We start from the raw sequence: 14,538 nt of genomic DNA on the forward strand, positions 1-14,538 counted from the left end.
ATGACACAACCGTTCCTCCCCCTCACCGCGCGCTCCCGCGAGGAGTCGCACCGGGCGGCCACGCCCCTGGAGCTGTTCTTCGACCTCTGCTTCGTCGTCGCCGTCGCGCAGGCGGGCGCGGAGCTGGTGCACGCGGTCGCCGAGGGCCACGCGGGCGAGGGGATCGTCAACTACGCGATGATCTTCTTCGCGATCTGGTGGGCGTGGATGAACTTCACGTGGTTCGCCTCGGCCTATGACAACGACGACGTGCTCTACCGCGTCGTGACCCTGATCCAGATCGCCGGCGTCCTCATCCTCGCGGCCGGGGTCACGCGCGCGTTCGCGGAGCACGACTTCCTCGTGGTCTACATCGGCTACGTCGTCATGCGGCTCGCGCTCGCCTCGCAGTGGCTGCGGGCCGCGCACCACGCCACCGATCCCGCCGAGCGGTCGATGTGCCGGCGGTACGCGGGCGGGGTCGTCGCCGTGCAGATCGGCTGGATCGCCCTGCTCCTCGTCCCGGAGTCGGCCCGCCCGTGGGTGTTCCTCGTGATGGCGCTGGCCGAGATGTCCGTCCCCCTGTTCGCGGAGCGGAACGCGCCCAGCACCTGGCATCCCCATCACATCGCGGAGCGGTACGGCCTGTTCACCATCATCGTGCTCGGCGAGACCGTCGCCGCGGCGACGGTGGCCGTGAAGACGGGCATCGCCGAGAACGACGCCCTCGGCGAGGTGCTGCCGATCGCCGCGGGCGGGCTGCTGCTCGTCTTCGCCGCCTGGTGGATCTACTTCGTCGTGCCCGCGCACAACCGGCTGACCTCCAGCCGCGAGGCGTTCCGGTGGGGCTACGGCCACTACGTGATCTTCGCGGCCGCGGCGGCCGTCGGCGCCGGACTGGAGATCGCCGTGGAGGAGGCCGTGGGCAAGGCCCACATCTCCACGCTCGCCGCCTCGTCCGCGGTGACGATCCCGTCCGCCGTGTTCCTGCTGTCCGTGTGGCTCCTCCACGCCCGCTACTTCAAGGTCGGCATCGCGCAGCAACTCGTCCTGCCCGTCTCGGCGCTCGCGATCCTGATGTGCTCGTTCGCGGGCCGCTGGGCGGTCCTGGCCGCGGGCGTCGTCGCGGCGGTCACGGTCGCGGTCGGCGTGACCCTGACGGCGGGGAACCCGGCGACGCGACCGGGCGCCGGAACGGGGACGGGAACGGGTCCCGGCGGGGGCCCTGGTGGGGCTCCCGGTACGAGTCCCGGTACGGGTACGGCGACCGGCTGACCCGGTACGCGTGGTAGGCAGGGGACATGACACAGCCCGAACAGCGCGGGACGACGGACTCGATCACCGATGTGCGCGGACTGCGCGTGGGACACGCGCGCGTGCCGGGCGACGGGGCACTGAGCGGGACGACCGTGGTGCTCGCCCCGGCGGGCGGCGCCGTCGCCGCCGTGGACGTACGAGGCGGCGGGCCGGGTACGCGGGAGACGGACGCGCTCGACCCGCGCAACGTCGTCCAGCGGATCGACGCCGTCGTCCTGACCGGCGGCAGCGCGTACGGCCTGGAGTCCGCCGCCGGGGTGATGGCCTGGCTGGAGGAGCGGCACCGGGGCGTGCGGGTGGGGCCCAACCCCTCCCACGTCGTGCCCGTCGTGCCCGCCGCGTGCGTCTTCGACCTCGGCAGGGGCGGTGACTTCACGGCCAGGCCCGGTCCGGCGACGGGGCGGGCGGCGGTGGAGGCGGCCGACGCGAGCGGGGACCACGCGCGCGTGGAGACGGGCGCGGTCGGCGCGGGCACGGGCGCCGTGGTCGGCGGCCTGCGGGGCGGGGTGGGCACGGCGAGCACCGTCCTGGCGTCGGGGATCACGGTCGGCGTCCTCGTGGTGGTGAACGCGGTGGGTTCGGCCGTCGACCCGGCCACGGGTGCCCTCTACGGGAGTTACGGAGACCCCGACCCCGGGGCCTCCTTCCCCGGCGGCCTGCCCTCCTTCCCCGATCCGGCGGTGCACCAGGCCGCGCTGCGGCGCCTCGCCGAGGCGCGGGCGGCGGCCGCCCCGCCCCCGCTGAACACCACGCTCGCCGTCGTCGCGACCGACGCCGTGCTGACCCGCGCGCAGGCGCAGAAGGTCGCGGGCACGGCGCACGACGGCATCGCGCGCGCCGTGCGCCCGGTGCACCTCATGAACGACGGCGACACCGTCTTCACCCTCGCCACCGGGTCCCGCGAACTCCCGGAGGGTCCCGGCCCGCTGGCCCTGAACGAGGTCCTGGCGGCCGGCGCGGACCTGGTGGCGCGGGCGATCGTCCGGGCGGTGCTCGCGGCCCCCGGAGGCCTGCGCGGACCGGGTGGGGACTTCCCCTCGTACCGTGAGCTCTACGGCGGTCCGGGCGCGGCGGACCGACCGCGATCAGAGCCGTACTCCCGGTAACTGCAAGGGAGTTGGGGTGAACCCGTCCGGAGGGCGGGAACTTCCCTCCGACGCCCTTCGTTTTCCGGAACCCCGGACGCGATGTCGGACCCAGGGACTACGTTAAGCAAGCACCAAGTGACATGCGGCGACGGCCTGGAGACCCTCTTGAACGATCCGCAGGATCCTCACGATCCGTACGAGACGACCGAGACGCACCTTGAGCGGCTCCTCGGCCGGGCGCTCAACTCCTTCGACCTGCCCGACTCGACCGTCGAGCGCCTCGACACGGCGCTCGCGCACTCCAGCGCGCTCCACTCCTCGCACCACAGCGCGTCGCTGCACCGCGCGACCTACCGCCACACGTATCTGCTGAGCGACGGCTCGGCCCTCAGCCTCTGGGAGCTCACGCACAACGCCGGCCGGGACGGCGCCGAGCAGCACGAGCTGTACGCCGAGGAGTCGGAGGCCCGGCTCGCCGCCTCCCGCCTGCCCACCGGCCCGCTGCCCGGCTGGACCGCCGAGCACTCCGACGGGCGCGCCTTCGAGGACGACGACGACCTGGAGCTGCTGAGCGCGCTGCTCGCCCGCCCGATACCCGCCCAGCCCCGGATGTACGTGCCGGACAAGTCCGCCGACCACGCGCGCCGCGTCCTGCGCCGCGCGGAGAACGCGGACCGGCCCGGCCGCGCGACGGCCCGCCGGCTCCGGCTGGCCTTCGCCCACCACATCACCCAGGCCTTCGGCCGCCACTGCCCGGTGGAGGGCGGCCGGGACGCCGGCTTCACCCTCTACGAGCACCAGTTCCTGCTGCTCGACGGCAGCGAGGTGAGCCTCTGGGAGGTCGAGCACACGGCGACACCGGACGGCCGCCACATGTGCGAGGTGTACGAGGACGAGCGCGCGGCCCGCGACGCGATGGAGTCCCGCTCCCGCGTCCGCTGACCGCCTCGTGACCGTCCTGCCGGCTGTCGCCGCGCCCCGTCCCGGACGGGGCCTGGTCGCCGTCCGGAGCCGAGGCCGGGGCCGGGGTCCGGGGCCGCCTCCGCCGTCGGTGCCGGAACAGCACGAAGGGCCCTGCTCCCGGGACGATTCCCGGGACCAGGGCCCTTCGTGCGGCCTGCTCGACGCGTGCGCGGTCCGCTCGACGCGTCGGCGGTCGGCTCAGTGCGCGAGCACCGGCTCCTTCTCGATCACGGCGTCGCCCTCGTCGCCGCCGTCGCCGCCCTCCAGGTGCTGCTTCGGCTTCGCCGGAAGCGCGAACATCACCACGAAGATCACGGCGAGCACGACCGCCACCCAGCCCATCGCGTTCTGGAAGGCGTCGGCGAACGCCAGGCCCGCCTCGGTCGGGGACTTCGGCGCGGGCTTGCCGTCGATGACGCCGAAGAAGACGACCGACACCAGGCCGAGGCCGAGCGCGTTGCCCATCTGCCCGGTCGTGTTGATCAGACCCGAGGCCGAGCCCGCGTGCTCCTTCGGCACCTCGGACAGGACCGCGTCCGTCAGCGGCGCCACGATGAGGCCCATGCCGAGGCCCATGACCACCAGCGGCGGGATCATCTGCCAGGACTCGATCTCCGTCCCGTACCGGCCCGCCTCGAAGAGGTAGAGCAGCACGCCCGCGATCATCGTCAGCGCACCCGCCTGGAGCACCTTCCGGCCGAAGCGCGGCACCAGCTTCTGCACCGAGAGACCGGCCGCCGTCGACACCGCGATGGAGAACGGCACACCCGTCAGACCCGCCCGCAGCGGGCTCCACCCCAGGCCGATCTGCATGTACAGCGTCCAGACCAGGAAGAAGATGCCCATCACGACACCGAAGGTCAGCTGCACCGCGATACCCGCCGCGAAGCTCTTCACCTTGAACAGCGACAGTTCGACGAGCGGCGAGCCGTCCTTCTTCGTCTTGTACTTCTCGTACGCGATGAGCGCGCCGAACACGACCAGGCTGCCGGCCATCATCAGGTGGCCCCACAGCGGCCAGTCCAGCTCACGGCCGCGGGTCAGCGGGTAGATCAGCATCAGCAGCGCCGCCGTCACCAGGAGCACACCGACCATGTCGAGCCGCAGCGCCTTCGGGGCCTTCGACTCGGTGATGAACTTGCGGCCCAGGAGCAGACCCGCGATGCCGACCGGCAGGTTGATGAGGAAGATCGGACGCCACTCCAGGCCCGCGATGTTCCACTGCGTGAGCAGCGCGCCCAGGAGCGGGCCGGAGACCGCGCCCAGACCGATGATCGCGCCGAACATCCCGAAGACCTTGCCGCGCTCGTGCGCGGGGAAGGTGACGTGGATGATCGACAGCACCTGCGGCACCATCATCGCGGCCGCCGCGCCCTGGAGCAGGCGGGAGCCGACCAGCATCTCCTGGTTGGCCGCGAAACCGCAGAGGGCGGAGGCGATCGTGAAGCCCGCCGTGCCGAGGAGGAACAGCCGCTTGCGGCCGTAGATGTCGCCGAGCCGGCCGCCGGTGATCAGGCCGGCGGCGAACGCGAGCGCGTACCCCGCGGTGATCCACTGGATGGCCCCGAAGGAGGCGCCGAGGTCCCGCTCGATGCTCGGGATCGCGATGTTGACGATCGTGGCGTCGACCAGGTCCATGAAGGCGGCCGTCATGACGATGGCCAGGGCTATCCAGCGCCGCTTGTCGGACGTGTCGGTGGGGGCCGCGTCCGTGACGGCGTCGGCTTCGTGTGCACTCATACGGAGAAGATAAAGGCCATCTAGGTCAAATGATGGCCTAGATGGCCCTCATCCTGAAACGTATGACGGACACCCCGGTACGACTCCTGAATCTGCTCTCGCTCCTTCAGACCCCGCGCGAGTGGCCCGGAAGCGAGCTCGCCGAACGCCTCTCGGTCTCCCCGCGCACCATCCGCCGGGACATCGACCGGCTCCGCGACCTCGGCTACCCCGTCGAGGCCACCCTCGGCGCGGTCGGCGGCTACCGGCTCGTCGCCGGTACGGCCATGCCTCCGCTCCTCCTCGACGACGAGGAGGCCGTCGCCATCGCGGTCGGACTGCGGGCGGGGGCGGGACACGCGATCGAGGGCGTCGAGGAGGCGTCGGTACGGGCCCTGGCGAAGCTGGAGCAGGTCCTGCCGGCGCGGCTGCGGCACCGGGTCTCGACCCTCCAGAACGCGACGCTCCCGCTGACGCGGGGGGACGGCGCGACGGTCACCCCCGCCACCCTGACCACCCTGGCCGGCACGGTCACCGGCCGCGAGAAGCTCCGCTTCGGGTACCGGGCGGGCGACGGCGCCGAGTCGAAGCGCCTGGTCGAGCCCTACCGGCTGGTCTCCACCGGGCGCCGGTGGTACCTCGTGGCGTACGACCTGGGCCGGGAGGACTGGCGGACCTTCCGGGTGGACCGGGTGAGCGACCCGCTCGCCACCGGGGCCCGCTTCACACCGCGGGAGCTCCCGGCGGGCGACGCGGCACAGCTGCTGGTCCGCTCGATGTCGCGGGCGCAGCCGGAGCTCGACCTGGACGTCACCTTCGAGGCGCCGGCCGACTTCGTCACGGCGCGGCTGCCGTCCCACCTGGTCCCGACGGCGACGGGCCCGACGACCTGCCGCCTGCGCACCCGCTCGACGGACTCGGTCGAATGGCTGGCCATCCGCCTGGCCCTGGTGGACGCCCCCTTCACGATCCAGGGCCCGCCGTCCCTCCTGACCTACGTGGAAGACCTGGCGACCCGACTGACGGCATCGACGACGGGGTGAGGGCGGAGCGGGGCCCTCGGGCGGCACGCGTGGGCCGTCGGGCGGCGCGTGGCCCTGGGCTGCGCGGGGTCCTCGGGCGGCGCGTGGGCCGTCAGGCAGCGTGTGACCCTCGGGGGCGCGTGGGGCCTGGGGCGGTGCGGGCCCTGGGCGGCGCCGGTCCTACCGGCGCAGCACGGGACCCCGGGCAGCACGGGCCCCGGGCAGCACGGGCCCCGGGCAGCACGGGCCCCGGGCAGCACGGGCCCCGGGGGCCCGGGGGCTTGCCCCGGGCCCCCGGGGCCGCTGCGTGCGTCCGGGGCGCCGGCCGCTCTAGGCCACCGCGTCGAAGCCCGTGTCGTGCGCCATCTTCTTCAGTTCGAGCAGCGCGTGCTTCTCGATCTGCCGGATCCGCTCGCGCGTCAGGCCGTGCTGCTTGCCGACCTCCGTCAGCGTCCGCTCGCGCCCGTCCTCGATCCCGTACCGCATGCGGATGATCGAGGCCGTCCGGTGGTCCAGCTTGTCGATGAGGTCGTCGAGCTCCTCGCTGCGCAGCAGCGTGAGCACCGACTGCTCGGGCGAGATCGCCGACGTGTCCTCCAGGAGGTCGCCGAACTGCGTCTCGCCCTCGTCGTCCACCGACATGTTCAGCGAGACCGGGTCTCGCGCCCAGTCGAGCACGTCGACGACCCGCTCGGGCTTCGTGTCCAGCTCGGCCGCGATCTCCGCCGGCTCCGGCTCGCGGCCGTGCTCCCGGTTGAACTCGCGCTGCACCCGGCGGATCCGGCCGAGCTCCTCCACCAGGTGGACGGGGAGCCGGATCGTGCGGGACTGGTCGGCGATGGACCGGGTGATGGCCTGGCGGATCCACCACGTGGCGTACGTGGAGAACTTGAAGCCCTTCGCGTAGTCGAACTTCTCGACCGCGCGCACCAGACCCGCGTTCCCTTCCTGGATCAGGTCGAGCAGCGGCAGCCCGCTGCGCGGGTAGCGCCGGGCGACGGCCACCACGAGCCGCAGGTTGGACTTGATGAAGAGGTCCTTGGCACGCTCGCCCGCCTCGTAGAGGGCTTCGAGCTCCTCGCGGGACGCGCCGCCGGCCTCGGACTCCACCTCGCCGTCGAGTATCTGCCGGGCGTAGACGCCCGCCTCGATCGTCTGGGAGAGCTCGACCTCCTTGGCGGCGTCGAGCAGGGGCGTACGCGCGATCTCGTCGAGGTACATGCCGACCAGGTCGCGGTCGGCGATCTCCCCGCCCACGGCGCGAACGCTGCTTGCCCGTGCGGCCCCGCTCTTGGCGGAGGTCTGACGACGGGCGACGGCACGGGTTGCCATGCGTGCTCCCTTGCTGAGTAGGTCGCGACACCTTTTCGGGTGCCCTGCATCCGACGGAAACAACGACTGGAATCAGGACAGAATTCCCACCCGGCTCATGGATTTTCGCGATCATGCAGTATCCTGCGCGGCCGCCGCCCGTGCGGGCATGCCGGCGGCACCCACGGAGGTGCAGGTCAGACCGGGCACGAGGGGTGATTCGACGTCGCTCGCGGGGTCCCCGACCACGCCGTCGGTGAGACCGCGATCACATGCGACGTCATCCCTCAAGACGCGTGGACGGGCCATCGGGTTGCGCGCCCGGAGGCGGAGCCCTCTCGGCCTCCCGGACTAGGTCCCGAGCCCGTTACGGCCCGCCCCTCCCCCGCCCTAGCGTCGCCCCATGAGCGACGCATCCGGCACCGACGCATCCGGCACCCTCGACGAAGCCCTCGAACGCCTCCACACCACGGGCCCCGAGCGCAACGGCTGGCTCACCAACCACGCCCCGATGGCCGTCGAGGCCCTGGTCCGCAACGGCCAGGCCCCGACCGTGCACCGCTGGCTGGATCACTACGCGCACAAGCTGGAGGAGCTGCCCCCGCCGTCCCGGCCGGTGACGGCCGACGGCTGGCGCGAGGCGCTCGGCGACCCGGTCCGGATCACCGACTGGACCCGCTTCTTCGGCCGCGAGCTCGCCGAGCACCCCTGGCGGGAGGTCCTCGCCGTCTGGTGGCCGCGGCTGCTGCCGGGGATCTCGGCCTCGGCGACGCACCCCGTGATCCGTACCGGTCACGCCGTACGGACCCTCCTGGAGTCCGAGGAGGCAGCGGGCGGCGGCGGAACGACCGCGCCCCGCCTCGCCGAGCTCGCGCACGCCCTCGGCTACTGGGCGGCCCGCAACACGCCGCTGCCGAAGCTCGCCGCGCTGGCCGTGGCGCCGTCGGCGGCCGCCGCGCTCGACGCCGTGCCACCGGTTCCGGTACAGGAGGGCGGGATCCGCGACCGGCTCCCGCAGCTGACGGCGTTCCCTGTCTGGGGCGCGGCCTCGGACCCCGACACCGCGAAGGCCCTGCTCACCGAGCTGGTCACGGCGGCCACCCACCGGTACGCGACCCACGGCCACGGCGAGCCGATCATGCTGGTCCACGCGGCGACCGCGCCCAACGCGGTCCTGCGCGCCCTGCCCGCGCTCCCGCGCGAACTGTGGGCGCCGAGCCTGGCGGCGGCGTGGACGGCCGCGGCGGCGGTGACCGCCGCGTACACGCCGCCGGAGCCGGCCGCGTACACGCCCACCCTCCTCACCGCCGAGGAGGTCTTCGAGCGGGCGGCGGCGCACGGCGACGACCACACGATCAAGTTCACCGACACGGCGCTCGACGTCGGCGACCCGCTCGCCCTGGCCGCCGCGATCCGCTCGATCGAACTGAATCCACCGCTGCTCCAGTGAGCCGGTGCACGGTGGGACCGGGACCAGGTCCGGCACCGGCGACGGGACCGGCACCGGGACCGAAGCGCGGGCCCGGATCGGGCGGTGGGTCCGGCCCCGGCGGCTAGCCGAACTGCACCGACCGCTTGGCCAGTCCCATCCAGAACCCGTCGATGACCGACCGCTCCGCGTCGAGGTCGCCCGCCGCGTCCGCCGCGCCCATCGTGACGAAGAGGGGGGCGAAGTGCTCCGTACGCGGGTGGGCGAGACGCCCGGCCGGGGACTTGTGCTCGAAGTCGAGGAGCGCGTCGACGTCCCGCGCGGCGAGGGCCTCGTGCCCCCAGGCGTCGAACTCGGCCGACCAGCCCGGCACCCCGCCGCCGGTGTGCCGGAGGGCGGCCAGGTTGTGGGTGAAGAAGCCGCTGCCCACGATCAGGACGCCCTCGTCGCGGAGCGGGGCGAGCCTGCGTCCGATGTCCATGAGGCGGCGCGGGTCGAGGGTGGGCATGGAGATCTGCAGGACGGGGATGTCGGCGTCCGGGAACATCTCGACGAGCGGCACGTACGCGCCGTGGTCGAGGCCCCGGTCGGGGATGTCCTGGACGGGCGTGCCGGGCGCGCGGAGCAGCTTGCGGACGGCCTCGGCGAGCTGCGGCGCGCCGGGGGCCGCGTACTGGACGCGGTAGTAGTGCTCGGGGAAGCCCCAGAAGTCGTAGACGAGCGGGACGGTCTCGGTGGCACCGAGGGCCAGCGGGGCCTCCTCCCAGTGGGCGGAGACCATGAGGATGGCCCTGGGGCGCGGAAGGTCCGCGGACCACGCGGCGAGTTCGCCGGGCCAGACGGGGTCGTCGGCGAGCGGCGGGGCGCCGTGGGACAGGTACAGGGCGGGCATGCGTGCCCGCGTGGCCTCTGTTTCCAGCGTGGCGTCCATGGCGACCACCTCCGGTCTCTCGATCTGGGGCAGGTCCTTGAAACTTCAAGCTACCTGCCACCTACCGTAGACCTATGTAGTTCAACTTTCAAGAATGAGTCGTACGATTGGGCACCATGGGAGACATGACCGAACCCCGCTGGCTCACCGACGAGGAGCAGCACGTCTGGCGCGCGTACCTGCACGCCACCACGCTCCTCGAGGACCACCTCGACCGCCAGCTGCAGCGCGACGCCGGGATGCCGCACATCTACTACGGACTGCTCGTCCAGCTCTCCCAGGCCCCGCGCCGCCGGCTGCGGATGACCGAGCTGGCCAAGAGCGCCAAGATCACCCGCTCCCGCCTCTCCCACGCCATCGCCCGCCTGGAGAAGAGCGGCTGGGTACGGCGCGAGAACTGCCCTTCCGACAAGCGGGGCCAGTTCGCCCGGCTCACGGACGAGGGCATGGAGGTCCTCCGGCAGAACGCCCCCGGCCATGTGGCGGCGGTACGCCAGGCCCTCTTCGACCGGCTCTCCCCCGAGCAGGTGAAGCAGCTCGGCGCCATCATGCGCGTGATGGCCGAGGGCCTCGAACCCGCGGACCCGGACGCGGACCTGCCCTGGCTCCGCTGACGAGCAGCCGAACCAGGGCAGGAACCAGACGACGTACGGGTCCTACGGGATCACAGGAGCCGCACGACGTACGGGATCAGTGGACGATGACCGGCACCTTCACCTCGTCCTCCGCGCCCTCACCGGACCCGGCGACGACGCCGGTGTCCGGCTTCCCGGTGTTGATCAGGGTGAAGGCGATCACGGCCGAGGCGACCAGGATGCCGACGGCCCACCAGATGGCCGCGGTGTAGCCCTCGACCATGCCCTGGAGCTGGAGCAGCTTCTGCGCAGCCGGCGTGGTCGCGCCCGCCGCGTTGTCCGTGAGGTACGCGGTGGTCGCCGAGGCGGCGATCGTGTTCAGCAGGGCCGTACCGATGGCGCCGCCGACCTGCTGCGAGGTGTTGACCATCGCGGAGGCCACACCGGCGTCCCGCGGGTCCACGCCGTGCGTGGCGAGCGACATGGCCGGCATGAACGCCGTACCCATGCCGAGGCCGAGCAGCAGCTGCGCGGGCAGGATCAGACCGGCGTAGGAGGTGCCGATCTCCAGCTGGGTGAGCAGCAGCATGCCGACGCCGGCGGTCAGGAAGCCCGGGGCCATGAGCAGTCGCGGCGGAACGCGGGTCATCAGCCGCGTACCGATCTGCGTCGAGCCGATGATCATGCCCGCGATCATCGGGAGGAACGCGAAGCCCGTCATGACCGGGGAGTAGCCCTTCACGACCTGCAGGTAGTAGGTCAGGAAGAGGAACAGGCCGAACATCGCGATGACGGCGAGACCCAGCGACAGGTAGACGCCACCGCGGTTGCGGTCGGTCAGGACGCGCAGCGGCAGCAGCGGGGACTTCACCTTCGCCTCGGTGAGCACGAAGGCGGCGAGCAGCACGGCGGAGCCGACGAACATGCCGATCGTGCCGGCGTCGCTCCAGCCCTCGGACTCGGCGCGGGTGAAGCCGTAGACGAGCGCGACCAGACCCAGCGTGGACAGGATGACGCCGGGGATGTCGAGCGTGGAGCGGTTGCGGCTGCCGGCGGGCTCACGGATGACGAGGTACGCGCCGACCGCGGCGACGATCGCGAACGGGATGTTGACGAAGAAGGTCCAGCGCCAGTTCAGGTACTCGGTGAGGAAACCGCCGAGGATCAGGCCCACGGCGCCGCCACCGCCGGCGATCGCGCCGTAGATGCCGAAGGCCTTCGCGCGCTCCTTGGCGTCGGTGAAGGTCACGGCGAGCAGCGAGAGCGCGGCGGGCGCGAGGAGCGCGCCGAAGGCGCCCTGGAGCGCGCGGGCACCGAGCATCATGGCCTCGCCGGTCGCGGCGCCGCCGAGGGCGGACGCCAGGGCGAAGCCGATCAGGCCGACGACGAAGGTGCGCTTACGGCCCCACAGGTCGGCGATGCGGCCGCCGAAGAGGAGCAGTCCGCCGAAGGCGAGGGCATAGGCGGTGATGACCCACTGCCGGTTGCCGTCCGAGATCCCCAGGTCCTGCTGGGCGGAGGGCAGCGCGATGTTCACGATGGTCGCGTCGAGCACGACCATCAGCTGGGCGAGCGCGATGAAGACGAGCGCCTTCCAGCGGCCCGGGTCGGGGTGGGTCACGGTGTTGTCGGGGACTTTCGGCATGGGGGTAGCCACCTCTTGGCGCGTACTGGTGAAAAAGGGACGTGAAGGTAAGTCGAAGGGCGGGGCGCGGGTTACGCGGGCCGGATCAGGCCGGCCCGGAACCCCGGGGGAGGACGCTCACGGAGAGCGCGCTCACGACGAGCAGGTGTCGCGTCTCAGGTCCTCCAGGGTCGCGGCCTTCCCGGGCAGCTCGGAGCGCGCGGGCGCCTCGAGGCCGTCGAGGAAGAGCAGCAGGTGACGGCGGACGAACTGGTCGAAGGACGCGCAGCCCGAACCGGGCAGCGGCCGGGTCAGCTGGGACAGGGCCACCATCAGGTCCCCGACGCCCACGTCGGTGCGCAGCCGGCCGGCCCGCTGCGCCCGGTCCACGAGGCCCTGGACGGCCTCCTCCAGGCGCTCGCGCTCGGCGATCAGGTCGGGGTGGTCCTTGTCGAAGGCTCCGTCGAGCATCGGGCACAGGGCACCGACGCGCTCGTCGGCGGCGCCGAGGGTGAAGCGGCGGAGGGCGGCGAACGTGTCGCTCTCCTCCTCCGCGGCCCGTTCGGCGACCTCGGTGACGCGGGCCATGAGCGAGAGGACGACCTCGTGGACGAGGTCGGTGCGCTCGGGGAAGTTCCGGTAGAGCGTGGCGTTCCCGACGCCGGCCCGGCGCGCGATCTCGTCGTAGGGCACCTGGGACCCGAACTCGACGAACATCTCGCGGGCCGCCGTCACGATCCGCTCGCGGTTGCGCAGGGCGTCCGCGCGGGGGCGGGGTACGCGCCGGGCGGGCGCGGAACCGGCGACGGTGCTGGTCACGCCACGACCTCCTTCTGAGGGCTGAGGGCTGAGGGCTGAGGGTCTTGCGGGGACTGAGTGTCCGGCGGGGACGCGTCCCCCTAGCCGTCCTGGGACGCCGTCCGGGGATGCGATCCGGGGACACAGTCCCCACTTCGCTGAACACAGTCATAAACGGGGACCAGGTCCCCGGTTATTTCCCGGATGAAGTGTGACCTGGACCACATACTCGAATCCGCCTGGAACCGCGGCCGATCACCGCTGGACTGCCGCTCGGGCGCGGCTCGGGCGCGGCCGGATCGCGGCTCGGCCGCCGCTCGGGCGCGGCCGGATCGCGGCTCGATCACTGCTCGGGCGCGGCCGGACGGGGGGCTCCCGCCCGGTCCACCGATCGGGCCACCCGGCGCGCGCGCCGGAAGCACTCGTCACAGAGTGATCGCACAGCGCGACCCCGCGAGAACGGGAAGGGGCGTGCCGCCGACCTGCCCCCACCGGAGAGGCGCCCGTATGCAGCACCCCCGACGACGGATACGCAGACCCGTCGCCATGGCCGCGACCACGGCGCTCTCCCTCACGCTGCTCGCCTCCGCCAGCAGCACCCTCCCCGGGCCCGCACCGGCCTCGGCCGGCCCCGTGGCCGCCGCGCCCGACGGCGCCCAGCTGGGCCCCTGCCGTATCGCCACCACGCTGGGCGTGCAGATGTCGGAAGGGCTCCCCACGGCCCCCGGGTACGTGCGTTCCACGGGCCGGGTCAGGGCACTGAACCTGATGATCGACTTCCCCGACGCCCCCGGGGACGGCACCGCGATGGGGCGCTTCCGGGAGTTCTTCCCGCAGACCGCCGAGTGGTTCCGCGTCAGCTCGTACGGACGGCTGCGCTACCAGGCCGAGGTCCCGATACCCGACTGGCTGCGCATGCCGAAGGCCTTCTCCGCGTACGGGATCGAGCGCGGCTCACCGTACGAACCGGGCTACCGCTCCCTCGTCGAGGACATCGTCACGGCCGCCGACCAGAAGGTCGACTTCAGCGCGTACGACCTGGTCAACGTCCTGGTCACGCCGAACGCCGGGCCTTCCGCCCTCGACACCGTCCTGTCCGTGACCTTCTCGGGGAACGACGACGCCCCCTACGCGGACGGCGTACCCCTGGCGAACACGTCCTTCGTCTACAGCCGTCAGGACGACGGCTCCGGCAGCTTCGGCGAGACCGGCTACCGGGTCCTGCCGCACGAGAACGGGCACGTCTTCGGCCTGCCCGACCTGTACACCTCGGACGGCGGCGGGACCGTCGGGCACTGGGACATCATGTCCGAGGACTGGGGGGCCAACAACGACCTGCTCGGCTGGCACAAGTGGAAGCTGGGCTGGCTCGACAACGACCAGATCGGCTGCGCGTCCACCACCGGCACGGGCGACTACACGCTCACCCCGCTGGCGGTCGCCGGCGGCCCCAAGCTGGCGATCGTCCCGCTCTCCGACACGTCGGGGTACGCGGTCGAGGTCCGCAGCAAGGAGGGCAACGACGAGGCGGTCTGCGAGCACGGCGTCCTCGTCTACCGGGTGGAGTCCGACGTGGACACCGGCCACGGCCCGGTGACCGTCTCCGACAGCGAGCACGCGAGCGGCGGCTGCACCCGGCGCGCCAACGTGCACGCGGAGCTGTCGGACGCGCCGTACCGCCCCGGGGAGACGTTCACGGACCGGGCCAACGGCATACGGATCAGCGTGCTCGACGAGGACGAGAACGGCACCTACCGGGTACGGATCACCCGGAGCTGAGGC

Annotated in this window: 12 protein-coding genes; 7 read left to right on the plus strand and 5 right to left on the minus strand. The window is 72.5% G+C overall.

What is annotated here, in order from left to right:
• The 3 genes from AMK27_RS32050 to AMK27_RS32060 all read left to right on the plus strand — a co-directional run bounded on the left by AMK27_RS32050 (nucleotide 1) and on the right by AMK27_RS32060 (nucleotide 3,326).
• Nucleotides 1-1,254 carry a low temperature requirement protein A gene (locus tag AMK27_RS32050; protein ID WP_241847666.1) on the plus strand — a complete coding sequence of 418 codons (1,254 nt, stop codon included), beginning with the start codon at nucleotides 1-3 and terminating at the stop codon, nucleotides 1,252-1,254.
• 26 nt (nucleotides 1,255-1,280) lie between these two features.
• Complete coding sequence (locus tag AMK27_RS32055) at nucleotides 1,281-2,402, plus strand: P1 family peptidase (RefSeq protein ID WP_073916184.1); 1,122 nt, start codon at nucleotides 1,281-1,283, stop codon at nucleotides 2,400-2,402.
• An 81-nt stretch (nucleotides 2,403-2,483) separates the two neighbouring features.
• Nucleotides 2,484-3,326 carry a DUF6227 family protein gene (locus AMK27_RS32060; protein ID WP_231073968.1) on the plus strand — a complete coding sequence of 281 codons (843 nt, stop codon included), beginning with the start codon at nucleotides 2,484-2,486 and terminating at the stop codon, nucleotides 3,324-3,326.
• A gap of 219 nt (nucleotides 3,327-3,545) precedes the next feature.
• Here AMK27_RS32060 and AMK27_RS32065 read toward each other — a convergent pair whose 3' ends face one another.
• The gene (locus AMK27_RS32065) at nucleotides 3,546-5,087 is read right to left on the minus strand and encodes an MFS transporter (protein ID WP_073916191.1); all 1,542 of its coding nucleotides are present in this window, start codon (nucleotides 5,085-5,087) and stop codon (nucleotides 3,546-3,548) included.
• Nucleotides 5,088-5,149: 62 nt separating this feature from the next.
• On the opposite strand from AMK27_RS32065, the gene AMK27_RS32070 reads away from it, so the two are divergent.
• Nucleotides 5,150-6,109 (plus strand): helix-turn-helix transcriptional regulator, encoded by a 960-nt coding sequence (locus AMK27_RS32070; protein WP_073916608.1) that lies wholly within the window; start codon nucleotides 5,150-5,152, stop codon nucleotides 6,107-6,109.
• Nucleotides 6,110-6,418: 309 nt separating this feature from the next.
• On the opposite strand, the gene AMK27_RS32075 is transcribed toward AMK27_RS32070, so the two are convergent.
• Entirely contained in the window at nucleotides 6,419-7,420 is a 1,002-nt protein-coding gene (locus AMK27_RS32075; RefSeq protein ID WP_030315552.1) for a sigma-70 family RNA polymerase sigma factor, read from the minus strand.
• A 382-nt stretch (nucleotides 7,421-7,802) separates the two neighbouring features.
• On the opposite strand from AMK27_RS32075, the gene AMK27_RS32080 reads away from it, so the two are divergent.
• On the plus strand, nucleotides 7,803-8,849 hold the full coding sequence (locus AMK27_RS32080; protein ID WP_073916195.1) for a questin oxidase family protein: 1,047 nt from the start codon (nucleotides 7,803-7,805) through the stop codon (nucleotides 8,847-8,849).
• 103 nt (nucleotides 8,850-8,952) lie between these two features.
• On the opposite strand, the gene AMK27_RS32085 is transcribed toward AMK27_RS32080, so the two are convergent.
• Entirely contained in the window at nucleotides 8,953-9,759 is an 807-nt protein-coding gene (locus AMK27_RS32085) for a dioxygenase family protein (RefSeq protein WP_073916611.1), read from the minus strand.
• 125 nt (nucleotides 9,760-9,884) lie between these two features.
• Between AMK27_RS32085 and AMK27_RS32090 the strand changes: the two genes are divergently transcribed.
• Entirely contained in the window at nucleotides 9,885-10,373 is a 489-nt protein-coding gene (locus AMK27_RS32090) for a MarR family winged helix-turn-helix transcriptional regulator (protein WP_198955972.1), read from the plus strand.
• A gap of 76 nt (nucleotides 10,374-10,449) precedes the next feature.
• On the opposite strand, the gene AMK27_RS32095 is transcribed toward AMK27_RS32090, so the two are convergent.
• The gene (locus AMK27_RS32095; RefSeq protein ID WP_073916199.1) at nucleotides 10,450-11,979 is read right to left on the minus strand and encodes an MFS transporter; all 1,530 of its coding nucleotides are present in this window, start codon (nucleotides 11,977-11,979) and stop codon (nucleotides 10,450-10,452) included.
• A 132-nt stretch (nucleotides 11,980-12,111) separates the two neighbouring features.
• Nucleotides 12,112-12,777: a TetR/AcrR family transcriptional regulator gene (locus AMK27_RS32100; protein WP_073916202.1), complete on the minus strand. Its 666-nt coding sequence runs from the start codon at nucleotides 12,775-12,777 to the stop codon at nucleotides 12,112-12,114.
• Nucleotides 12,778-13,263: 486 nt separating this feature from the next.
• On the opposite strand from AMK27_RS32100, the gene AMK27_RS32105 reads away from it, so the two are divergent.
• A complete protein-coding gene (locus AMK27_RS32105; protein WP_073916206.1) occupies nucleotides 13,264-14,535 on the plus strand; it encodes a M6 family metalloprotease domain-containing protein in 1,272 nt (423 codons plus the stop codon).
• The last annotated feature ends 3 nt before the right edge of the window (nucleotides 14,536-14,538 follow it).

The sequence above is a fragment of the Streptomyces sp. CB02009 genome, assembly GCF_001905825.1.
Taxonomy (GTDB): Bacteria; Actinomycetota; Actinomycetes; order Streptomycetales; family Streptomycetaceae; genus Streptomyces.

Coding starts and splice junctions, on each gene's coding strand:
- AMK27_RS32090 (WP_198955972.1), top strand. CDS start 9,885: ATGACCGAACCCCGCTGGCTCACCGACGAGGAGCAGCACGTCTGGCGC.
- AMK27_RS32065 (WP_073916191.1), bottom strand. CDS start 5,087: ATGAGTGCACACGAAGCCGACGCCGTCACGGACGCGGCCCCCACCGAC.
- AMK27_RS32085 (WP_073916611.1), bottom strand. CDS start 9,759: ATGGACGCCACGCTGGAAACAGAGGCCACGCGGGCACGCATGCCCGCC.
- AMK27_RS32055 (WP_073916184.1), top strand. CDS start 1,281: ATGACACAGCCCGAACAGCGCGGGACGACGGACTCGATCACCGATGTG.
- AMK27_RS32095 (WP_073916199.1), bottom strand. CDS start 11,979: ATGCCGAAAGTCCCCGACAACACCGTGACCCACCCCGACCCGGGCCGC.
- AMK27_RS32080 (WP_073916195.1), top strand. CDS start 7,803: ATGAGCGACGCATCCGGCACCGACGCATCCGGCACCCTCGACGAAGCC.
- AMK27_RS32070 (WP_073916608.1), top strand. CDS start 5,150: ATGACGGACACCCCGGTACGACTCCTGAATCTGCTCTCGCTCCTTCAG.
- AMK27_RS32105 (WP_073916206.1), top strand. CDS start 13,264: ATGCAGCACCCCCGACGACGGATACGCAGACCCGTCGCCATGGCCGCG.
- AMK27_RS32050 (WP_241847666.1), top strand. CDS start 1: ATGACACAACCGTTCCTCCCCCTCACCGCGCGCTCCCGCGAGGAGTCG.
- AMK27_RS32075 (WP_030315552.1), bottom strand. CDS start 7,420: ATGGCAACCCGTGCCGTCGCCCGTCGTCAGACCTCCGCCAAGAGCGGG.
- AMK27_RS32060 (WP_231073968.1), top strand. CDS start 2,484: ATGTCGGACCCAGGGACTACGTTAAGCAAGCACCAAGTGACATGCGGC.